Genomic DNA, 15,403 nt, shown 5'->3' with positions numbered 1-15,403 from the left:
CTGGCCGTCACAGGGGCGCAATCGGCTTCGCAGCGACGCGCCGACCTCTGGCTGGATGCGTGGTGCCTACCACGTTACGCACCCGTGCGGGCGTTCGCCGCACCGACGGCTACCTGTGGCTGGTGCGAGTGGAAGAGGCCGGTTCGTTGTCCGCTCACACCACGGCCCCACCGAGATGTGCCCGGTCATGCGCGAAAGGGGAACCGATTTCACGGTGGCCCGGCCCAAGGGCGCCGACGCCGACGTCAAGGGCGCAGTGGCCGGATCGACGCGGAGATCGACCGCAAGCTGCCCGGCCCGTCCGACGGCGAGTGCCAGCGCGCCCTTCACGGCTGCCGTGCGGGGTGGCGGTGTTCAGCGCGTGGCTGCCGCAGCCGCGGTAAGGATGCGGTGCAGGACGGGGACCGGGATCGCCGGGTCCGTGACCGCTGCGCGTGCCGTTTCGCGGTCGTGCAACAGCCCGGCCAGGATGTGGGCTGGTAGCCGCGTATTGCGCACCGCGGCGCTGCGGACGTGGGCCTTCGGGTCGTCCAGCAGCCGCACCGCGTCTGCCGGTGACAGCCGGGGGTCCTCCGCCGCGCGGCGGCGCACCTCGGCTTCGGGATCCCGTGCCAGGCGGGCCACGACATCCGGCGGGAGGTGCCGGGCGCAGGCCACACTGCGGCGGACCAGCGGGTGGGACGACGCGGCGAGACGGCGCATCGCGTCGGCGTCGCCGTGCAGGTCCTCGACCCAGGGCAGGGTGTGCGACATCGACATCGACATCGACGTCGGGTCGAAGTCGTGGCGCACCGTCGCACGTTGCTCCTCGGTCAGGTCGTGGCGCAGCGCCACCGCGGAGCGGATGTCGTCGTGCGGGTCCTTCGCCAGCAGGGCGACGCCGTGCGCTCCGAGGCTCGGGTTGGCGGCCAGCGCCTGACGTGTCTCCGGGTCCCCGTCCTGGACCAGCTCGGGTGCGAGGCGGCACCTGCAGCGGGGACGTCGTCGCGTTGGAGGCACGCAAGGCCGCGCAGACAGCCGGCCGGGCACCCACCGTCACGGCGTCGCCGGCGGTGCCGAGGCCGCCTGCTCGGCGGCATGTCGGGCCTTCGCCTCGTCAAGCGCGTCGCCCATGCGGCTGTACAGTGCCTCCCTGCGCTTGACCGCGAGGGCTCGTGCGGCGTCGAGGCGTTCGAGACTGCCTTGAAAGTGCGGGGCGACCTGCTGCGCGAACAGTTCGAAGTGCTGACGGGTGGCGTCTGCCCTCGCCCATTCGTGCGCCATCATGAGGTAGCAGCCGAAGCCGTGGGACTGCTCGTGCAATTGGCGGATGTGCCGGATCGCGTCGTCCGGTGTGCCGATGACGCCAACACCGGACTCGTTGATCCAGTCGATGCGTTCCTTCAGCGTCGTGCCGCCGGGCTCGAAGTGCGGTACCGCAGCTTCGTACTGCAGATAGCGGCACCAGTCATCGAGTCCGTACCCGACGTCCGCGTAGGCCTGTTCTTTCGTTTCGGCGATGTGCATCGGCCCGACCAGTCGCCATGCGGAGCGTTCAATGATGGTGCCGAACTGATGGGCTCGTTCTTCCATCACGTTCCAGTGCGCGGCGAGCATGTCCAGGTCACCGGTCATGGTCGCGCCGATGGATAGCAGCGCCAGCCCGTGCTTGCCTGCGATCCGTGGGCCGGACGGCGAGGCGATCGCCGCGATGCCGACTTCGAAGCAGGGTGTGGTGTACGGGCGTAACTGACATCTGGCTTCGACGAGGTTGTAGCGGGCGGTCTTCTTGGTGACGGGTTCATCCTCGGTGAGCAACTGGATGAGGACGTCGGTGTCCTCCTCCAGCGCGGACCGCTGTGAGACCGGGTCGATGCCGATCATCGTCGCGTCCGTCGGGAGGGAGCCGGGGCCGAGGCCGAGCATGAATCGGCCCCGGGTGAGGTGGTCGAGCAGGATCGCGCGGTCCGCCACCCACAGTGGGTTGTGATACGGCAGAGAGAGCACGCCGGTCCCCAGCTTGATGTGTTTGGTCTGGGCTGCGACGTGCGCGATGAAAATCTCTGGGCTGGCGATCAACTCCGAGCCGCCAGAGTGGTGTTCGCCGATCCAGGCTTCGTCATAGCCGAGTTCGTCGAGCTGTTGAAGGGTGGCCATGTCCCGCGCGAAAGCAGTCAGGGGATTCTGCCCCTTAGCAGTGTGGAACGGTGCCATGAAGACTCCGAAACGCATCGCATGTCCTTCCGTCAGATCAGAGATCGGCCAGATGCCTAACCGCTGAAGGTCGTCTCGGGGAAGCTTGTCGTGCTGGTTGTCCGGGCGGGTCAGCTTCCAGAGCTGGTCGGGTGTAGCCCTCTGGAGGATCCCGAGTGCCTGCAGGAGCTCCCGGCGTCGAGGTCCGGTCGAAGTCCTCCTGTACTTGGGACGCCTTGCTACATCTACATGAGGGTTGTCGGGCCTGCGACGGCCTCTGCCCCTCGGACCTGATCTGCGGAAACGCCTGGCCACCGAGCGCTGGGTGCGGAGGGGGTGATGGGGGGCCGCGGAGGGGGCTTCTCGGTCCGGCCAAAGGGGTGTTCAGGTTCGTCTGCGGTGCTCGCCACGTTTGCTCCCGGGCCGGCACCAGTTGGACCCGCTGCTGGACCGCGCCGGTCTCCGCCAGTACATCGTCGACCATCTCGAACGGGACATTCCGGGGCGGCTCGCCGATGACCCGGCGCGAACACCCCGGCCGCAACCCCGACCGGCCTCGTTATGGCAGCCAGTTCCAACAGCGGAGCTCCTGCGGTGAGGACGTCTTGGAGGACAGTCCTCTCCTACAGCAGCTCCGCTGCCTCGTTCACCAGCCTTCACGAACAGCCTCCATGCCTGACTGAAGGCGTTGGGACTAGAAGAAGCGCGTCGTCGCCCACGACGCCTGGCTCGTCGGGCGGTTCAGGTCGTAGGTATGGCCGGAGAGCCGTCTGTCGGCGGCCAGGTGGCCGGTGTATCTGCCTCTGGCTCCGTTCGACCAGCTCAGGTTGAAGTTGATGGACGTTCCGTCCACCAACGCGCCGTACTCGATCGTTGCGGAGGTGCTGCCGGAGTATGCGCTGCCGTAGAGCCGTCCGATGCTGTCCTGCGTCACATTGACCGTGACCACCTGTCCGTTGCTCTGGTGGAGCTGCCATGTGCCGCCGGCGTAGAAGCCGGGTGCGAGGGTGACTGCACGCGGTGCGGCCGAGGACGCAGCGGGTGCAGCCTCGGCGGCCGGAGCGAGGGCGAGCCCGCTGACGGCCAGGGCGAGGGCAACTCCGGCTTTGGCGAATTTGGTGCGCATGGGCGATCCTTTCGTCGACGCTTTCCAGGTCGGACGATCTGCTCTCACACGTACAAGAGGCCCGAGAGTGGGAAGGAGGGCCAGGCCGAAGCGAGTATGTCCGCGCTCAGGGCGCAGGGCCGACGCTCATTCCGGCCAAAGGAGCGACCGTATCCCACGGTGCCGCCGGGACCCGGAGCGGCGGTCGGGACCGGAAGCAGTCGGCGGGAGCGGCGCTCAGCGCCTGACGCCGTCGGGGATCTTGGGCGAGCATAGTTCGGTTAGATCAAGTGGACGCCAGGCTCCTCCAGCTCCTCCCCAGGCCGAGCAGGCTGGTCCCGCCCGACCGCACGCCGTCGAGCCTGTCGAGCCTGTCGAGCCGTCCGAGGATTGCCAGGGAGCCACCCCGTATAGCCTGGGGAAATGCTGACAGAAGTCACAGCGACCCGCTACGTCACGCCCCTGCGTGAGGGCGGTTCGCTCCCCGGGATCGTCGAGGCCGACGACCTCGGTACGTACGTCATGAAGTTCACCGGCGCCGGGCAGGGCCGCAAGACCCTCGTTGCCGAGGTGATCTGTGGACGGCTCGGGCAGCGGCTCGGGCTGCGCGTGCCCGAGTTGGTGGCGATCGAGCTCGATCCGGTGATCGGGCTCGGGGAGCCGGACCAGGAGGTGCAGGAGCTGCTGAAGGCCAGTGGTGGGCTGAACCTGGGGATGGACTTCCTGCCGGGCTCCATCGGCTTCGATCCGCTGGCGTACGAGGTCGACCCCGTCGAGGCGGGGCGCGCGGTCTGGTTCGACGCGCTGATCAACAACGTGGACCGGTCCTGGCGCAACCCCAACATGCTCGTGTGGCACGGCGACCTGTGGCTGATCGACCACGGCGCCACCATGATCTGGCACCACAACTGGCCGGGGGCCGCCGCGTCCGCCGCCAAGGGGTACGACGCGTCCGACCACGCCCTCGCTCCCTTCAAGCCGGACTTCGTCGCCGCCGCTGCCGAGCTCGCCCCGCTCGTCACGGAAGAACTGCTCGTGGACGTCGCGGCGGAGGTGCCGGACGAGTGGCTGGTCGACGAACCCGGCTTCGAGGACACGGACGGCGTGCGGCGCGCCTACGTCGCGGCCCTGCTGCCCCGCGCCGCCACCATCCACGAGCGGATCACGCTGAACGCCCCCTCCAAGTCGCGCCCCTCCCAGGCCCCGGGCTGGCTGACCGGGCGGACCGGGACGCAGGGAGAAGGCGCATGAGCGAGCGGATGGTCTTCGAGTACGCGCTGCTGCGGGTCGTCCCGCGGGTCGAGCGCGGCGAGTGCTTCAACGCCGGCGTCGTCGTCTACTGCCGGGCCCGGTCCTTCGTCGGCGCCCTGACCCACCTCGACCTCGCCAAGCTGCGGGCGCTGGACCCGGCGGCGGACACCACCGGCGTACGGGCAGCGCTGCACGCCGTCGAAGGGGTCTGCCGCGGCGGTGACGCCGCGGGGCAGGCGTCCGGCGACGACCCCGGGCGGCGCTTCCGCTGGCTGGTGGCGCCCCGCTCCACCGTCGTGCAGCCCGGGCCCGTGCACACCGGACTCACCGCCGATCCGCAGGCGGAGTTGGAGCGGCTGGTCCAGGTCCTCGTGCGGTGAAGGGCCGGCCGGCCCCGCGTCAGCTCACGTCCCGACCGTGCCCCGGCGCACCCCGGAGGCCGTTGACACCGGGTGCCGGGGCTTCTAGCGTCACGTCTGCGAACGGGTACTAAGCGGTCGCTCACCCCCCTGGCGTACCGCCCGAGGGCTGAGCCAACCCCAGGGCTGAGGAGAAGCACATGTCCACCAACGAGCAGCGCGTCGCCGTCGTGACCGGCGCCGCGCGCGGCATCGGCGCGGCCACCGCGATCCGGCTGGCGGCCCAGGGCCGTGCCGTCGCCGTCCTCGACCTCGACGAGGCGGCCTGCAAGGACACCGTGGAGAAGGTGACCTCCGCCGGCGGCCGGGCGCTCGCCGTCGGGTGCGACGTCTCCGACGGCGAGCAGGTGCAGGCCGCGGTCGCCCGGGTCGCCGACGAGCTCGGCGCGCCCACGATCCTGGTGAACAACGCCGGCGTCCTGCGCGACAACCTGCTCTTCAAGATGAGCGAGGCGGACTGGGACACCGTGGTCAACGTCCACCTGCGCGGGGCGTTCCTGATGGCCAAGGCGTGCCAGAAGCACATGGTGGACGCCGGCTTCGGCCGGATCGTCTCGCTCTCCTCGTCCTCCGCGCTGGGCAACCGCGGACAGGCCAACTACTCCGCCGTGAAGGCCGGTCTCCAGGGCTTCACCAAGACGCTCGCGATCGAGCTGGGCAAGTTCGGCATCACCGCGAACGCCGTCGCCCCCGGCTTCATCGCCACCGACATGACCGCCCAGACCGCCGCCCGCGTCGGCATGGGCTTCGAGGACTTCCAGGCGGCAGCCGCCACCCAGATCCCCGTCCAGCGCGTCGGCCGCCCCGAGGACGTCGCCCGGGCGATCGCCTTCTTCACGGACGACGACGCCGGCTTCGTCTCCGGCCAGGTGCTGTACGTGGCCGGCGGACCGCTCAACTGACGGGGAGGGGCGCGAGATGACGACGGACGTTCCCGACAGCGGCAAGGTCGCCCTGGTCACCGGCGCCAGCCGCGGCATCGGATACGCAGTCGCGAAGGCCCTGGTCGACCGGGGCGATCGGGTCTGCATCACCGGGCGGGGCGAGGACGCCCTGCGCGAAGCGGTCGACCGGCTGGGCGCGGACCGCGTCGTCGCGGTCGCCGGAAAGGCCCACGACGAGGCCCACCAGGCGGTCGCGGTGGAGCGCACGATGGAGGCGTTCGGCCGGGTGGACTTCCTGGTCAACAACGCCGGCACCAACCCCGTGTACGGGCCGATCGCCGAGCTGGACCTGGGCGTGGCGCGCAAGGTGTACGAGACGAACGTGATCTCCGCACTCGGCTTCGCGCAGCAGACCTACCGCGCCTGGCAGCGCGAACACGGCGGTGCGATCGTGAACATCGCGTCCGTCGCCGGCCTCGCCCCGTCGCCGTACATCGGCGCGTACGGCATGAGCAAGGCCGCGATGGTCAATCTGACCCTGCAGCTGGCGCACGAGTTCGCCCCCGGAGTACGGGTCAACGCGATCGCACCGGCGGTGGTCAAGACCAAGTTCGCCGAGGCCCTCTACGACGGGCGCGAGGCGGAGGCCGCCGCCGCGTACCCGCTGGGTCGGCTGGGGGTGCCGGACGACATCGGCGGGGCAGCGGCCTTCCTCACCTCCGACCAGTCCGACTGGATCACCGGGCAGACCCTGGTGATCGACGGCGGGGTCTTCCTCAACGTTCACGTGTAACCGAGCTCGACAGCGACCGGCGACCGGGCCCGAAACCCCAGGTCGGCCGAGTGAAATGCACCGGTTCGCGCACCTCGTAAAACTCCGACCCAAGTGCCCCGCCGACACCATAGGTTGACCCGGCGGGGCGCTGCGGTATGGTCGGCCGATCCAGGCTGAACGAGGAGCGTGCGCACGTGTTCTATCGGACCTGTCTGCGGGGCGCTGCGGCCCTCGCGTCGATGTCGCTGCTGGCGGGGTGCGGACTGTTCTCCGACGCCGAGGCGAGCGACGACCAGAAGATCTCCGTCGGCACGATCAGCGAACCCTCCGCGCTCGACCCCGCCGCCGCCTGGGACGGCTCCTGGGAGCTGTACCGGAACGTCTTCCAGACCCTGCTGAGCTTTCCGTCCGGCAGCAACACCCCCCAGCCCGACGCCGCCACCTGCACCTTCACCGACGCCGCCAACCGCGTGTACCAGTGCGAGCTGCGCAAGGAGATGACCTTCTCCAACGGGGAGAAGCTCGACGCCGCCGCGGTGAAGCACTCCATCGACCGCATCCGCACCATCGCGGCGGAGAGCGGCCCCAAGGCCCTGCTCGGCTCGCTCGACTCCGTGGAGACCGCCGGCGACCGCGTCGTACGGTTCCGGCTGAACGCCCCCGACACCACCTTCCCGTACGTCCTGGCGACGCCGGCGATGTCCCTGGTGCCGCCCGGTGAATACCCCGCCGACAAGCTCCGCCAGGACGACAAGGTCATCGGGTCGGGTCCTTACGTGCTCAAGAACTATGTGCGCAAGGACCGGGCCCAGCTGGAGAAGAACGGGTCGTACAAGGGGTTCGCCAAGCGCAGGAACGATTCGGTGAGCATCCGCTACTACCAGGACTCCGCGCTGATGATGCGCGCGCTCAAGGAGAAGAAGATCGATGCGGTCTACCGCGGGATGACCGCGGACGACGTGATCGAACTCCAGCAGGGGCTCCCCGAGCACAAGCACCTGCGGCTGGTGGAGAGCGTCGGCGCCGACATCCGCTACCTGGTCTTCAACCCCAAGGACCCCACGGCCAACAAGCTGCCCGTGCGCCGTGCGATAGCCCAGGTCATCGACCGGGGGAAGCTCGTCGACAAGGTCTACAAGGGGACGGCCGAGCCCTTGTACTCGATGGTCCCGCGGGGCATCGCCGGCCACACCACGAAGTTCTTCGACCGCTACGGCGACCCCAGTGAGGCCAAGGCGCGGCAGATCCTGGAGAAGGCGGGCATCGACGAGCCCGTGTCCCTCCAGCTGACGTACACCACGGACCGCTACGGCTCCTCGACCGCGGCGGAGTTCGCCGAGATCAAGCGGCAGCTCGAAGCGTCCGGGCTTTTCAAGATCACTATACAGGGGAAGCGCTGGACGGACTTCCAGAAGGAGTACGCGGACGGCGCCTACCCGGTCTTCGGCCGCGGCTGGTTCCCCGACTTCCCCGACCCGGACAACTTCATCGCACCCTTCGTGGGGACGAACAACGCGCTCAACACCCCGTACGAGAGCCCGGAGATCACCGGGAAGCTGCTGCCCGAGTCCCGGCGCGAGAGCGACCGCGGCGCGGTGTTGAAGCAGTTCGACGAGGCGCAGGAGATCCTGGTCGACGACGTGCGGCTGCTGCCGCTGTGGCAGGGCAAGCTGTACGTGGCGGTCACGGAGGAGATCGGCGGCGCCGAGCGGGCGCTCGATCCGCAGACGGTGATGCAGGTGTGGGAGCTGTTCCGCAAGGGCAACTGGTGACCGACGCGGCTCCGCTCCGACGGGCGGCACCGGCTCCGAGCCGCGTGGTGACCGGGTCCGTGCTGCGCTGTGACCGGGTCCGTTTTCCGGGAGGCGGGGCCGTTGTCAGTGGCTCCGGGTAGGTTCTGTGCTTGGTAACGCAACGCATTCCGGAGGTTCTTGACGTGACCGACACCGACATGCTGCCCGAGTCCTGGCGCGGCGTCCTCGGCGAAGAGCTGCAGAAGCCCTATTTCAAGGAGCTGACCGAGTTCGTCGAGGAGGAGCGCGCCAAGGGGCCGGTCTACCCGCCGCGTGAGGAGGTCTTCGCCGCGCTGGACGCCACGCCGTACGACAAGGTCAAGGTGCTCATCCTCGGCCAGGACCCGTACCACGGCGAGGGCCAGGGGCACGGTCTGTGCTTCTCGGTGCGGCCGGGCGTCAAGACCCCGCCCTCCCTGCGCAACATCTACAAGGAGATGCAGGCCGAGCTCGGTCTGCCCGTCCCGGACAACGGCTATCTGATGCCCTGGGCCGAGCAGGGCGTCCTGCTGCTGAACGCAGTGCTGACGGTCCGGGCCGGGGAGGCCAATTCGCACAAGAACAAGGGCTGGGAGAAGGTGACGGACGCGGTGATCCGCGCCGTCGCCGACCGTCCGGACCCGGCCGTCTTCGTCCTGTGGGGCAATTACGCGCAGAAGAAGGCGCCGCTCATCGACGAGAGCCGGCACGTGATCGTGAAGGGCGCCCATCCCTCGCCGCTGTCGGCGAAGAAGTTCTTCGGATCGCACCCCTTCACGCAGATCAACGAAGCCGTCGCGGCGCAGGGGCACGAGCCGATCGACTGGCGCATCCCCAATCTGGGCTGACGCCCCTAGGGGGCTTCTGATGGATCTTGCTGGGCTCGCGTGTCCTGGTGCCGCTCCCCCTGGGCCTTCGGTCCGGGAGGTGCCCCCTCTCCGCGTTGTCGTCGGTCGCCGACGGCCCCTTGTGCCCTGCGGGCACGGGAGGTGCCCCCACCGCGTCGACTCCCTCCTCCGCTGGGCCCCCGTGCCCGCAGGGCACAGGGGGAAGATCCACGGCACCAGACCCCTCCCCCTACGCCCGGAGGGCGTGGGAGGAACCCCCACCCTCAACCAGCCTGATCCATCAGAAGCCCCCCTAGCCGGGTGTCCGAGCGCTCGGGTGCCGGGGCACCCGTGCGGTGGGGCGCCCGGCTGACGGGCCCGGGTCGCCGCCCGAGCCTGTCCGGGTTTCGCCGGTGCGGCCGTTAGCGTCGGTCGCAGCGGCACGCCGGGCCCTCTCCCGGCGCCGCACGGAAGCGGGAGGTCCAGGTGGCACAGCAGCAGACGTCCGGCGACGCCGTCATGACCCGGATCGGGCAGGCGGCGATGCTGCTACACGGCGGCGACCGGGAGGAGGCGCGGAATCGGTTCGGCGCGCTCTGGGCGGAGATCGGGGAGACGGGCGATCCGCTCCAGCGGTGCACCCTCGCGCACTATCTGGCGGACGCCCAGGACGACCCCGGCGACGAACTCGCCTGGGACCTACGGGCGCTCGCGGCGGCCGACTCGCTGGCCCAGGAGCGTCCGGTCGACCGCGGAGCCGCGCTGGCGCTGGCGGCGCTGTATCCGGCGCTCCACCTCGATCTCGCCGCGGACTACGTCAAGCTCCAGGACCCGGGTGCGGCCCGGCTCCACCTGGCCCGGGCGCGCGGGGCGAGCGGAGCGCTCCGCGACGACGGGTACGGGCGCGGGGTGCGGGCCGCGATTGAGCGCGTGGCGCGCCAGGTGGACGGGGGGTGACGCGCCCGACCGATGGACCCTTGGTCGTGTCCGTGGGGTCGCGGCTGCCCGTCTTGGCAGACGCGGTAGCGCCGTGGGTGGCTTAGCGATCGTGGCGACCTCGGCCCGTCCGTGGCTGTTCGCGCAGTTCCCCGCGCCCCTAATTCGCCGCCCCTGTCATTTCTCTGCGGGGCGAGGGCAGGGTGTTTAGGGGCGCGGGGAACTGCGCGAACAGCCCACCACCGGCCGGTGGAGACCAACGTTTCCGTAGGGCTACGGCGGCTATGTCCAGGGGCACAGGCCATAGCGCGCTCAGGGGCGGTACGCGTCTCGGCACATGCCGGCTTGGGGGCTGTCGGGGTTCCAGCCGCCGTAGGACTCGGCCAGGCCGCAGGGGTCCGGGAGGGGGGCGGGCGGTGCCGGTGCGGCCGGGCGTGGCGGCGGGGGCGGCTGCTTGCGGGGGCGTTCCGCATCGGCCGACCGCTGCCGCGGTGCCTTGGGCGCACGGTCGGGCGACGCGTCCGCCGGTCGCGGCCGGGCGGAGTCCTTCGGCGTCGCGGGCGACCCCAGAGCCTCGCGCGCCGGGCCCTGCGCGATCTGCGGCCCGGTGGCCGGCGGCGTGCTCTGCGGGCTGCTGTGCGGTGCCGGCGCGGGCGGTCGGCGCGGCTCCACTGCCACGCAGCCGGTCATCGTGAGCCCCAGCGCGGCGCTCGCCGCCGTCGTCAGGGTCAACAGGGTCGTTCTTGAGGCGGCCCGGCCGTCGCGGGCGCTCGTCGTTCGCTGCACCTTGGCAACTCTGCTGTGTCGTGGGGGGTTTACGCGATGGGACGGGCCGACATTGGCCCACACGGGTGACGTGCCGTTCAGCCTCCGGTGGCGTCAGCTTCCGGTGGCCCTGCGCCCGACGCCCTCCCGGGACTCGGACGCGGATGCCGAAATCGCGGGCCGCGGTGGCGGTGATATCGGACCGCGCCCCAGGCCACTTGGCCGGGGCGTGATCCCGGCGTACCCGCCCCCACCAGGCAGCACGCAGAAGCGCCGCCGGGGCAGTGCATCCAGCCCCGTACGCGGTCGCCAACTGCCCCTCACCGAGCGGGCTGACGGGATGATCATCGTGTGGTACACAGACGGGATGTCTTCGCAGCGACCGTTCCGCTTCGGTGTCAACATGTTCGTTCCCGGTTCGCGACGCGAGTGGAGCGCGAAGTGCCGCAGAGCCGAGGAACTCGGTTACGACGTGATCGGAGTGGCCGATCACCTGGGAGCCCCCGCGCCGTTTCCCGCCATCGTGCTCGCGGCCGAGGCGACCGAACGGGCGCGGCTGACCACGTTCGTGCTGAACACGCCGTTCTACAACGCCGCCCTGCTCGCACGTGACGTGGCGAGCACCGACCAGTTCGTCGACGGGCGCCTGGAACTGGGGCTCGGCGCAGGCTACGTGAAGGCCGAGTTCGACCTCGCGGAGATGCCGTTCCCCAGCGGCGGACAGCGGGTCCAGCAGCTCGAAAGGACCGTCACCACCTTGCGCGGTCTGTTCGAGGACCCGGAGTACCAGCCGCGTCCTGCCCAACCTTCCGGGCCGCCCGTGATGATCGCGGGCTGGGGGGACCGGCTGATGCGGGTGGCCGCCGAGCACGCCGACATCATCGCCTTCCCGGGAGGCTGGGCCAGCCCCACCGGCGACGCACTCCACTTCGCCAGCACCGCACAGATGGACGAACGGATCGCCTACGTGCGCGGCCTGCTCGGGGACCGCACCGACTCCGTGGAGTTCAACCTCCTCCTACAGCAGGTGCTTCAGTCCACCGAGAGCACCGACGGCACCGAAACGCCCGACAGGTTCCTCTCGCTGCCGCCCGACGCCGCGGACGGCCCCGAGGACCCGCCCAGCGTGGTGACCGGAACCCCGGAGGAGATCGCGCAACAGCTCAAGGAGCGCCGCGAACGCTACGGCTTCACCTACTTCACGGTCATGGAGTTCAACATGGAGAACTTCGCGCCGGTCATCGCCGCACTCCGCTGACGTGCCCGCTGCGCCACCGCGCCGCCGGCGACGGGGGCCGTGACCGAAAGGTGCTCCGATGCGCATCGACACCGGAACGGGTCGTGGAGCGGCCGACGGGGTGAACGACCGGGGCGCCCCCACCACCCTTCTGCTGCTGCGCCACGGCGAGACCGCCCTGACGCCGCAGAAGCGGTTGTCCGGCAGCGGCGGATCCGACCCCGCGCTGTCACCGGCCGGGCGCCGGCAGGCCGAGGCCGCCGGCAGGATGCTCGCGGCACGCGGTGCCGTACGGGCGGTGGTGTCCTCACCGCTGCGCCGAGCCCGGCAGACGGCGGAGGCGGCGGCCCGGGGCCTGGGCCTGGAAGTACGCGTCGACGAACGGCTCACCGAGGCGGACTTCGGCGCCTGGGAGGGACTGACGTTCGCCGAGGTGCGCGAGCGCCACCCGGACGAGATGGCGGCCTGGCTCGCCTCTCCTTCCGCGGTGCCGGGCGGCACCGGCGAGACGTTCACCGCGGTTGCGCGCCGGGCCGCGCTCGCACGGGACCGGCTCCTGACGCGGTACGCGGGCCAGACGGTGCTGGTCGTCTCGCACGTCGGGGTGTTGCGGACGCTGGTCAGGCTGGCGCTGGACGCGCCGCCCCGGACGCTGTTCCGGATGGAGCTGTCGGCGGCCTCGCTGACCGTGGTGACCTACGACGGCGACGGGAGCGCGACCGTGCGACTGCTGAACGACACGTCGCACCTGAAGGACCACCACTGACGCTTGTGGAACGGGCGAAGGGGGCGGTCGGTGCCAGGAACCGCCCCCCTTGCGTCAGCGGCGCACCGTCTTGGTGCGCATGAGGAACTCGGCGAGGTAGCCGTCGTGCGGCAGCCCGTGCTCCATCCACGGCGTCGGATGGTCGCCGACGTACACGTTGGCGATGGTCGGCTCCGCCACCAACGCGTCGATCAGGTCCGCGTCGGTGGTGACGGCCGTCAGTACGAGGGTGTTGCGCAACGGCCGGATCCCGGCGTCGCGGTCCCACGGCGCGACCCACGCACAGGGGAAGCCCAACTCGATCCCGAGCTGCTGCGCGAACGGGCTGTCGAGCTGGTGCACCGCGGGCCGGAGCACCGCGGAGCCGTCGCCGAGGTCGTCGACGACGCCGTCACCGCCGAGCCACGCCTTGGTGCCCGCCGCCCGCTGCCGCAGCAGCCCGTCCCACCGACGGGCCAGACCGACGGGTTGTACGGGCAGGACCGCCCGCTCGTCCGTCGACGGCAGGCTGGGCAGCGCGGCCAGCCGCTCGGCGATCGCCGCGGCCACGGGGGAGGGGTCGCCCTCGACCAGCACGCCGGTCGCGTTGACGCAGCCGACGCCCCCGCCACTGCTGATCGACTCCACGAGGGTGTCGACGATCGGCTCCCACTCCGTCTCGGCGGTGATGAGCACCTTGGAGCGCCCGGGGCCCTGCGGCAGGACGCGTGGATCGCCCGCGTACTTGGCCACGACGTCCGCACCGCCGTACACCATGCCGAAGTCGGCGTGCCCGAGGACGTCACCGGCCACGTCGTGGTCGGTGGGCAGCAACACGACTCCCTCGTCGCCGAAACCGGCCTCGCGCAGGGCCGTGACCAGCCGGTGCGGAGTGAACGGCTCACGGCGGGAGGGGCGCACGGCGACGCGGTAGCCGAGCGCGAGGGCATCGAGCCAACCCTCGTGCACCGCGGGGTGGTTGCCCGCCGCGTGGACGGCGAACACCTCGCCGCGCCGGGTCCACACCGCCGCACCGTCCCGGGCCCGCGGATCGCGCCACGAGTCGACCGCACCGACCGGCCGGGCGTTCTCCACGCTCCGGTGGATCAGCTCGGCGGCCCGGGCGAGGCTGCCGGTGGCGTCGCGCACCACCGAGATCGGAATCCCGGTGACCGCGCTGACGGTGTGCTGGTACTCCTGCGGCGTCAGCCCCGCGACCGGCTCGGTGGCGAACGCCCGGGCCGCCCGTGCGAACGCCGCGGCCCTCGCTTCGACGGGCGGTGCCGGCGCCCGGCGCAGGGCCTTGATCGCGCGGGTGACGTAGAGCGAGGGCGCGAGGCTCAGCTCCGCGACCGGGTCTCCCGCGAGGTTCCGCACGGTCTCCCGGCGCCGGGACCGATAGGGGCCGCCGGGACCGAGGACGTCCAAGGGCAACATCAGTACACGCCCTCGACGACCGTCGTGTCCCCGAAGGACGCCACGGGGGCGACGTCCGCGACCGCGTCGCCGAAGCCGCCGCCCACCGGTGCGATCCGGGTGGCGTAGTCCCGCTCGACGTTGTTGACCAGCAGGGCGCTTCGGCTCAGGTGGTGCAGGACGACCTGCCCGCGCTCGCCGTACGGAACGACCCGGCCGGTGTCGGGGTCGATCACCCGGAACGAGGTGTACGGAGCGAACGAGTCGAACACGCACGGCTCGTCGTCACCGAGCCCCGGGCGCTCCATCGACGTCCCCAGCATCATCGTGCCGCCGTACCCGCCGACCAGCTTCACGTTCCCGAACACCTCGTCGCGCAGCAGGTCCCGGGTGTCGGCGTCCAGATGCGTACCACCCCAGATGATCGCGCGGACCTTCCGGTTCACCAGCTCCACCAGATCGTCGTGGTGCGCGAGCTGTTCCAGCATCGGCGGAGTGGCGAAGAGGACGCCCACGTCCTGGCTGGCCAGGATGTGGCCGATCTGTTCGACGAGGTGATCGGTGTAGGCGCCGACCATGTCCGTCCGGCCCTGCGCGATCAGCTTCTTCACCCAGCGCGGGTCCAGATCGATGCTGAAGTTCAGCCCGCCCCGGGTCATCGCGGCGTCGATCGCCATCGCCCCGACGTTGTGCGGCCCGGTGGGAACCGCGCTCAGCCAGTCGACGTTCCGCGGTACGCCGTGGGCGTCCAGCCGCTCACTGAACCACTCGACGCTGCGCCGGTGCCACTCCGCGCTGTACATCACGCGCTTGGGCTGCCCGGTGGTGCCGCCGCTCTCGTAGACGGACGCGCCGTGCTCGTCGCCGTAGCCGCGGGGGATCAGCTCACGGACGCCGACGTCGCGCAGCTCGTCCACCACGTTGGGGAACAGGCCGAGGTCGTCGAAGTCCCGAACGTCGCTCAACGGATCGAAGTCCAGGCTCTCGGCCCGTTTCAACCAGAACGGCGACCCGGTCTCCGGGCTGAAATGCCACTGCATCATCTGCCGGACGAACTCTCCGCCAGCGTGCTCGACCATGGTTCTTCCTCTCGAAATCT

The 15,403-nt window shown here is 70.7% G+C and carries 14 protein-coding genes and 1 pseudogene; 9 read left to right on the top strand and 6 right to left on the bottom strand.

Annotated elements, in window-relative coordinates; all coding sequences use genetic code 11:
• Positions 1–354: 354 nt before the first annotated feature.
• The 3 genes from ABZ842_RS31600 to ABZ842_RS31590 all read right to left on the bottom strand — a co-directional run bounded on the left by ABZ842_RS31600 (position 355) and on the right by ABZ842_RS31590 (position 3,298).
• Positions 355–999: a hypothetical protein gene (locus tag ABZ842_RS31600; RefSeq protein ID WP_361544510.1), complete on the bottom strand. Its 645-nt coding sequence runs from the start codon at positions 997–999 to the stop codon at positions 355–357.
• A gap of 36 nt (positions 1,000–1,035) precedes the next feature.
• Positions 1,036–2,211 carry an LLM class flavin-dependent oxidoreductase gene (locus ABZ842_RS31595; protein ID WP_361544507.1) on the bottom strand — a complete coding sequence of 392 codons (1,176 nt, stop codon included), beginning with the start codon at positions 2,209–2,211 and terminating at the stop codon, positions 1,036–1,038.
• A gap of 655 nt (positions 2,212–2,866) precedes the next feature.
• Entirely contained in the window at positions 2,867–3,298 is a 432-nt protein-coding gene (locus ABZ842_RS31590) for a hypothetical protein (RefSeq protein ID WP_361544504.1), read from the bottom strand.
• Positions 3,299–3,700: 402 nt separating this feature from the next.
• Here ABZ842_RS31590 and ABZ842_RS31585 point away from each other — a divergent pair, with 402 nt between their 5' ends.
• The 7 genes from ABZ842_RS31585 to ABZ842_RS31555 all read left to right on the top strand — a co-directional run bounded on the left by ABZ842_RS31585 (position 3,701) and on the right by ABZ842_RS31555 (position 10,162).
• Positions 3,701–4,528, top strand: coding sequence for a HipA family kinase (locus tag ABZ842_RS31585; RefSeq protein ID WP_361544501.1), 828 nt, complete (start codon positions 3,701–3,703; stop codon positions 4,526–4,528).
• Entirely contained in the window at positions 4,525–4,908 is a 384-nt protein-coding gene (locus ABZ842_RS31580; protein ID WP_361544498.1) for a DUF3037 domain-containing protein, read from the top strand. The genes ABZ842_RS31585 and ABZ842_RS31580 overlap by 4 nt, the downstream gene beginning before the upstream one ends.
• 179 nt (positions 4,909–5,087) lie before the next feature.
• Positions 5,088–5,849: a 3-oxoacyl-ACP reductase FabG gene (fabG, locus tag ABZ842_RS31575; RefSeq protein WP_361544496.1), complete on the top strand. Its 762-nt coding sequence runs from the start codon at positions 5,088–5,090 to the stop codon at positions 5,847–5,849.
• A 16-nt stretch (positions 5,850–5,865) separates the two neighbouring features.
• Positions 5,866–6,624 carry an SDR family oxidoreductase gene (locus tag ABZ842_RS31570; protein ID WP_361544493.1) on the top strand — a complete coding sequence of 253 codons (759 nt, stop codon included), beginning with the start codon at positions 5,866–5,868 and terminating at the stop codon, positions 6,622–6,624.
• Positions 6,625–6,800: 176 nt separating this feature from the next.
• Positions 6,801–8,378 carry an ABC transporter substrate-binding protein gene (locus ABZ842_RS31565; RefSeq protein WP_361544490.1) on the top strand — a complete coding sequence of 526 codons (1,578 nt, stop codon included), beginning with the start codon at positions 6,801–6,803 and terminating at the stop codon, positions 8,376–8,378.
• A 164-nt stretch (positions 8,379–8,542) separates the two neighbouring features.
• Positions 8,543–9,226, top strand: a complete 684-nt coding sequence (locus ABZ842_RS31560; protein ID WP_361544487.1) for a uracil-DNA glycosylase — start codon at positions 8,543–8,545, stop codon at positions 9,224–9,226.
• A 498-nt stretch (positions 9,227–9,724) separates the two neighbouring features.
• Positions 9,725–10,162, top strand: coding sequence for a hypothetical protein (locus tag ABZ842_RS31555; protein ID WP_361544605.1), 438 nt, complete (start codon positions 9,725–9,727; stop codon positions 10,160–10,162).
• 291 nt (positions 10,163–10,453) lie between these two features.
• Here the strand turns inward: ABZ842_RS31555 and ABZ842_RS31550 are convergent, their stop codons facing one another.
• Complete coding sequence (locus ABZ842_RS31550; RefSeq protein WP_361544484.1) at positions 10,454–10,927, bottom strand: hypothetical protein; 474 nt, start codon at positions 10,925–10,927, stop codon at positions 10,454–10,456.
• 346 nt (positions 10,928–11,273) lie between these two features.
• On the opposite strand from ABZ842_RS31550, the gene ABZ842_RS31545 reads away from it, so the two are divergent.
• Together ABZ842_RS31545 and ABZ842_RS31540 are read left to right on the top strand one after the other, a co-directional pair.
• The gene (locus tag ABZ842_RS31545; RefSeq protein ID WP_361544481.1) at positions 11,274–12,164 is read left to right on the top strand and encodes a TIGR03621 family F420-dependent LLM class oxidoreductase; all 891 of its coding nucleotides are present in this window, start codon (positions 11,274–11,276) and stop codon (positions 12,162–12,164) included.
• 106 nt (positions 12,165–12,270) lie between these two features.
• Positions 12,271–12,909: pseudogene (locus ABZ842_RS31540) on the top strand (histidine phosphatase family protein); the annotation flags it as partial.
• Between the two features lie 54 nt (positions 12,910–12,963).
• On the opposite strand, the gene ABZ842_RS31535 reads toward ABZ842_RS31540, so the two are convergent.
• On the bottom strand, positions 12,964–14,325 hold the full coding sequence (locus tag ABZ842_RS31535) for an aldehyde dehydrogenase family protein (RefSeq protein WP_361544478.1): 1,362 nt from the start codon (positions 14,323–14,325) through the stop codon (positions 12,964–12,966).
• Positions 14,325–15,383, bottom strand: a complete 1,059-nt coding sequence (locus ABZ842_RS31530) for an AMP-binding protein (RefSeq protein WP_361544475.1) — start codon at positions 15,381–15,383, stop codon at positions 14,325–14,327. The genes ABZ842_RS31535 and ABZ842_RS31530 overlap by 1 nt, the downstream gene beginning before the upstream one ends.
• Positions 15,384–15,403 lie beyond the last annotated feature (20 nt).

This window comes from Streptomyces sp. NPDC047315, from assembly GCF_040643215.1.
Classification (GTDB): Bacteria; Actinomycetota; Actinomycetes; order Streptomycetales; family Streptomycetaceae; genus Streptomyces.
The sequence above is the reverse complement of the archived record's forward strand: the minus strand, read 5'-3'. Positions and strand labels throughout refer to the sequence as shown.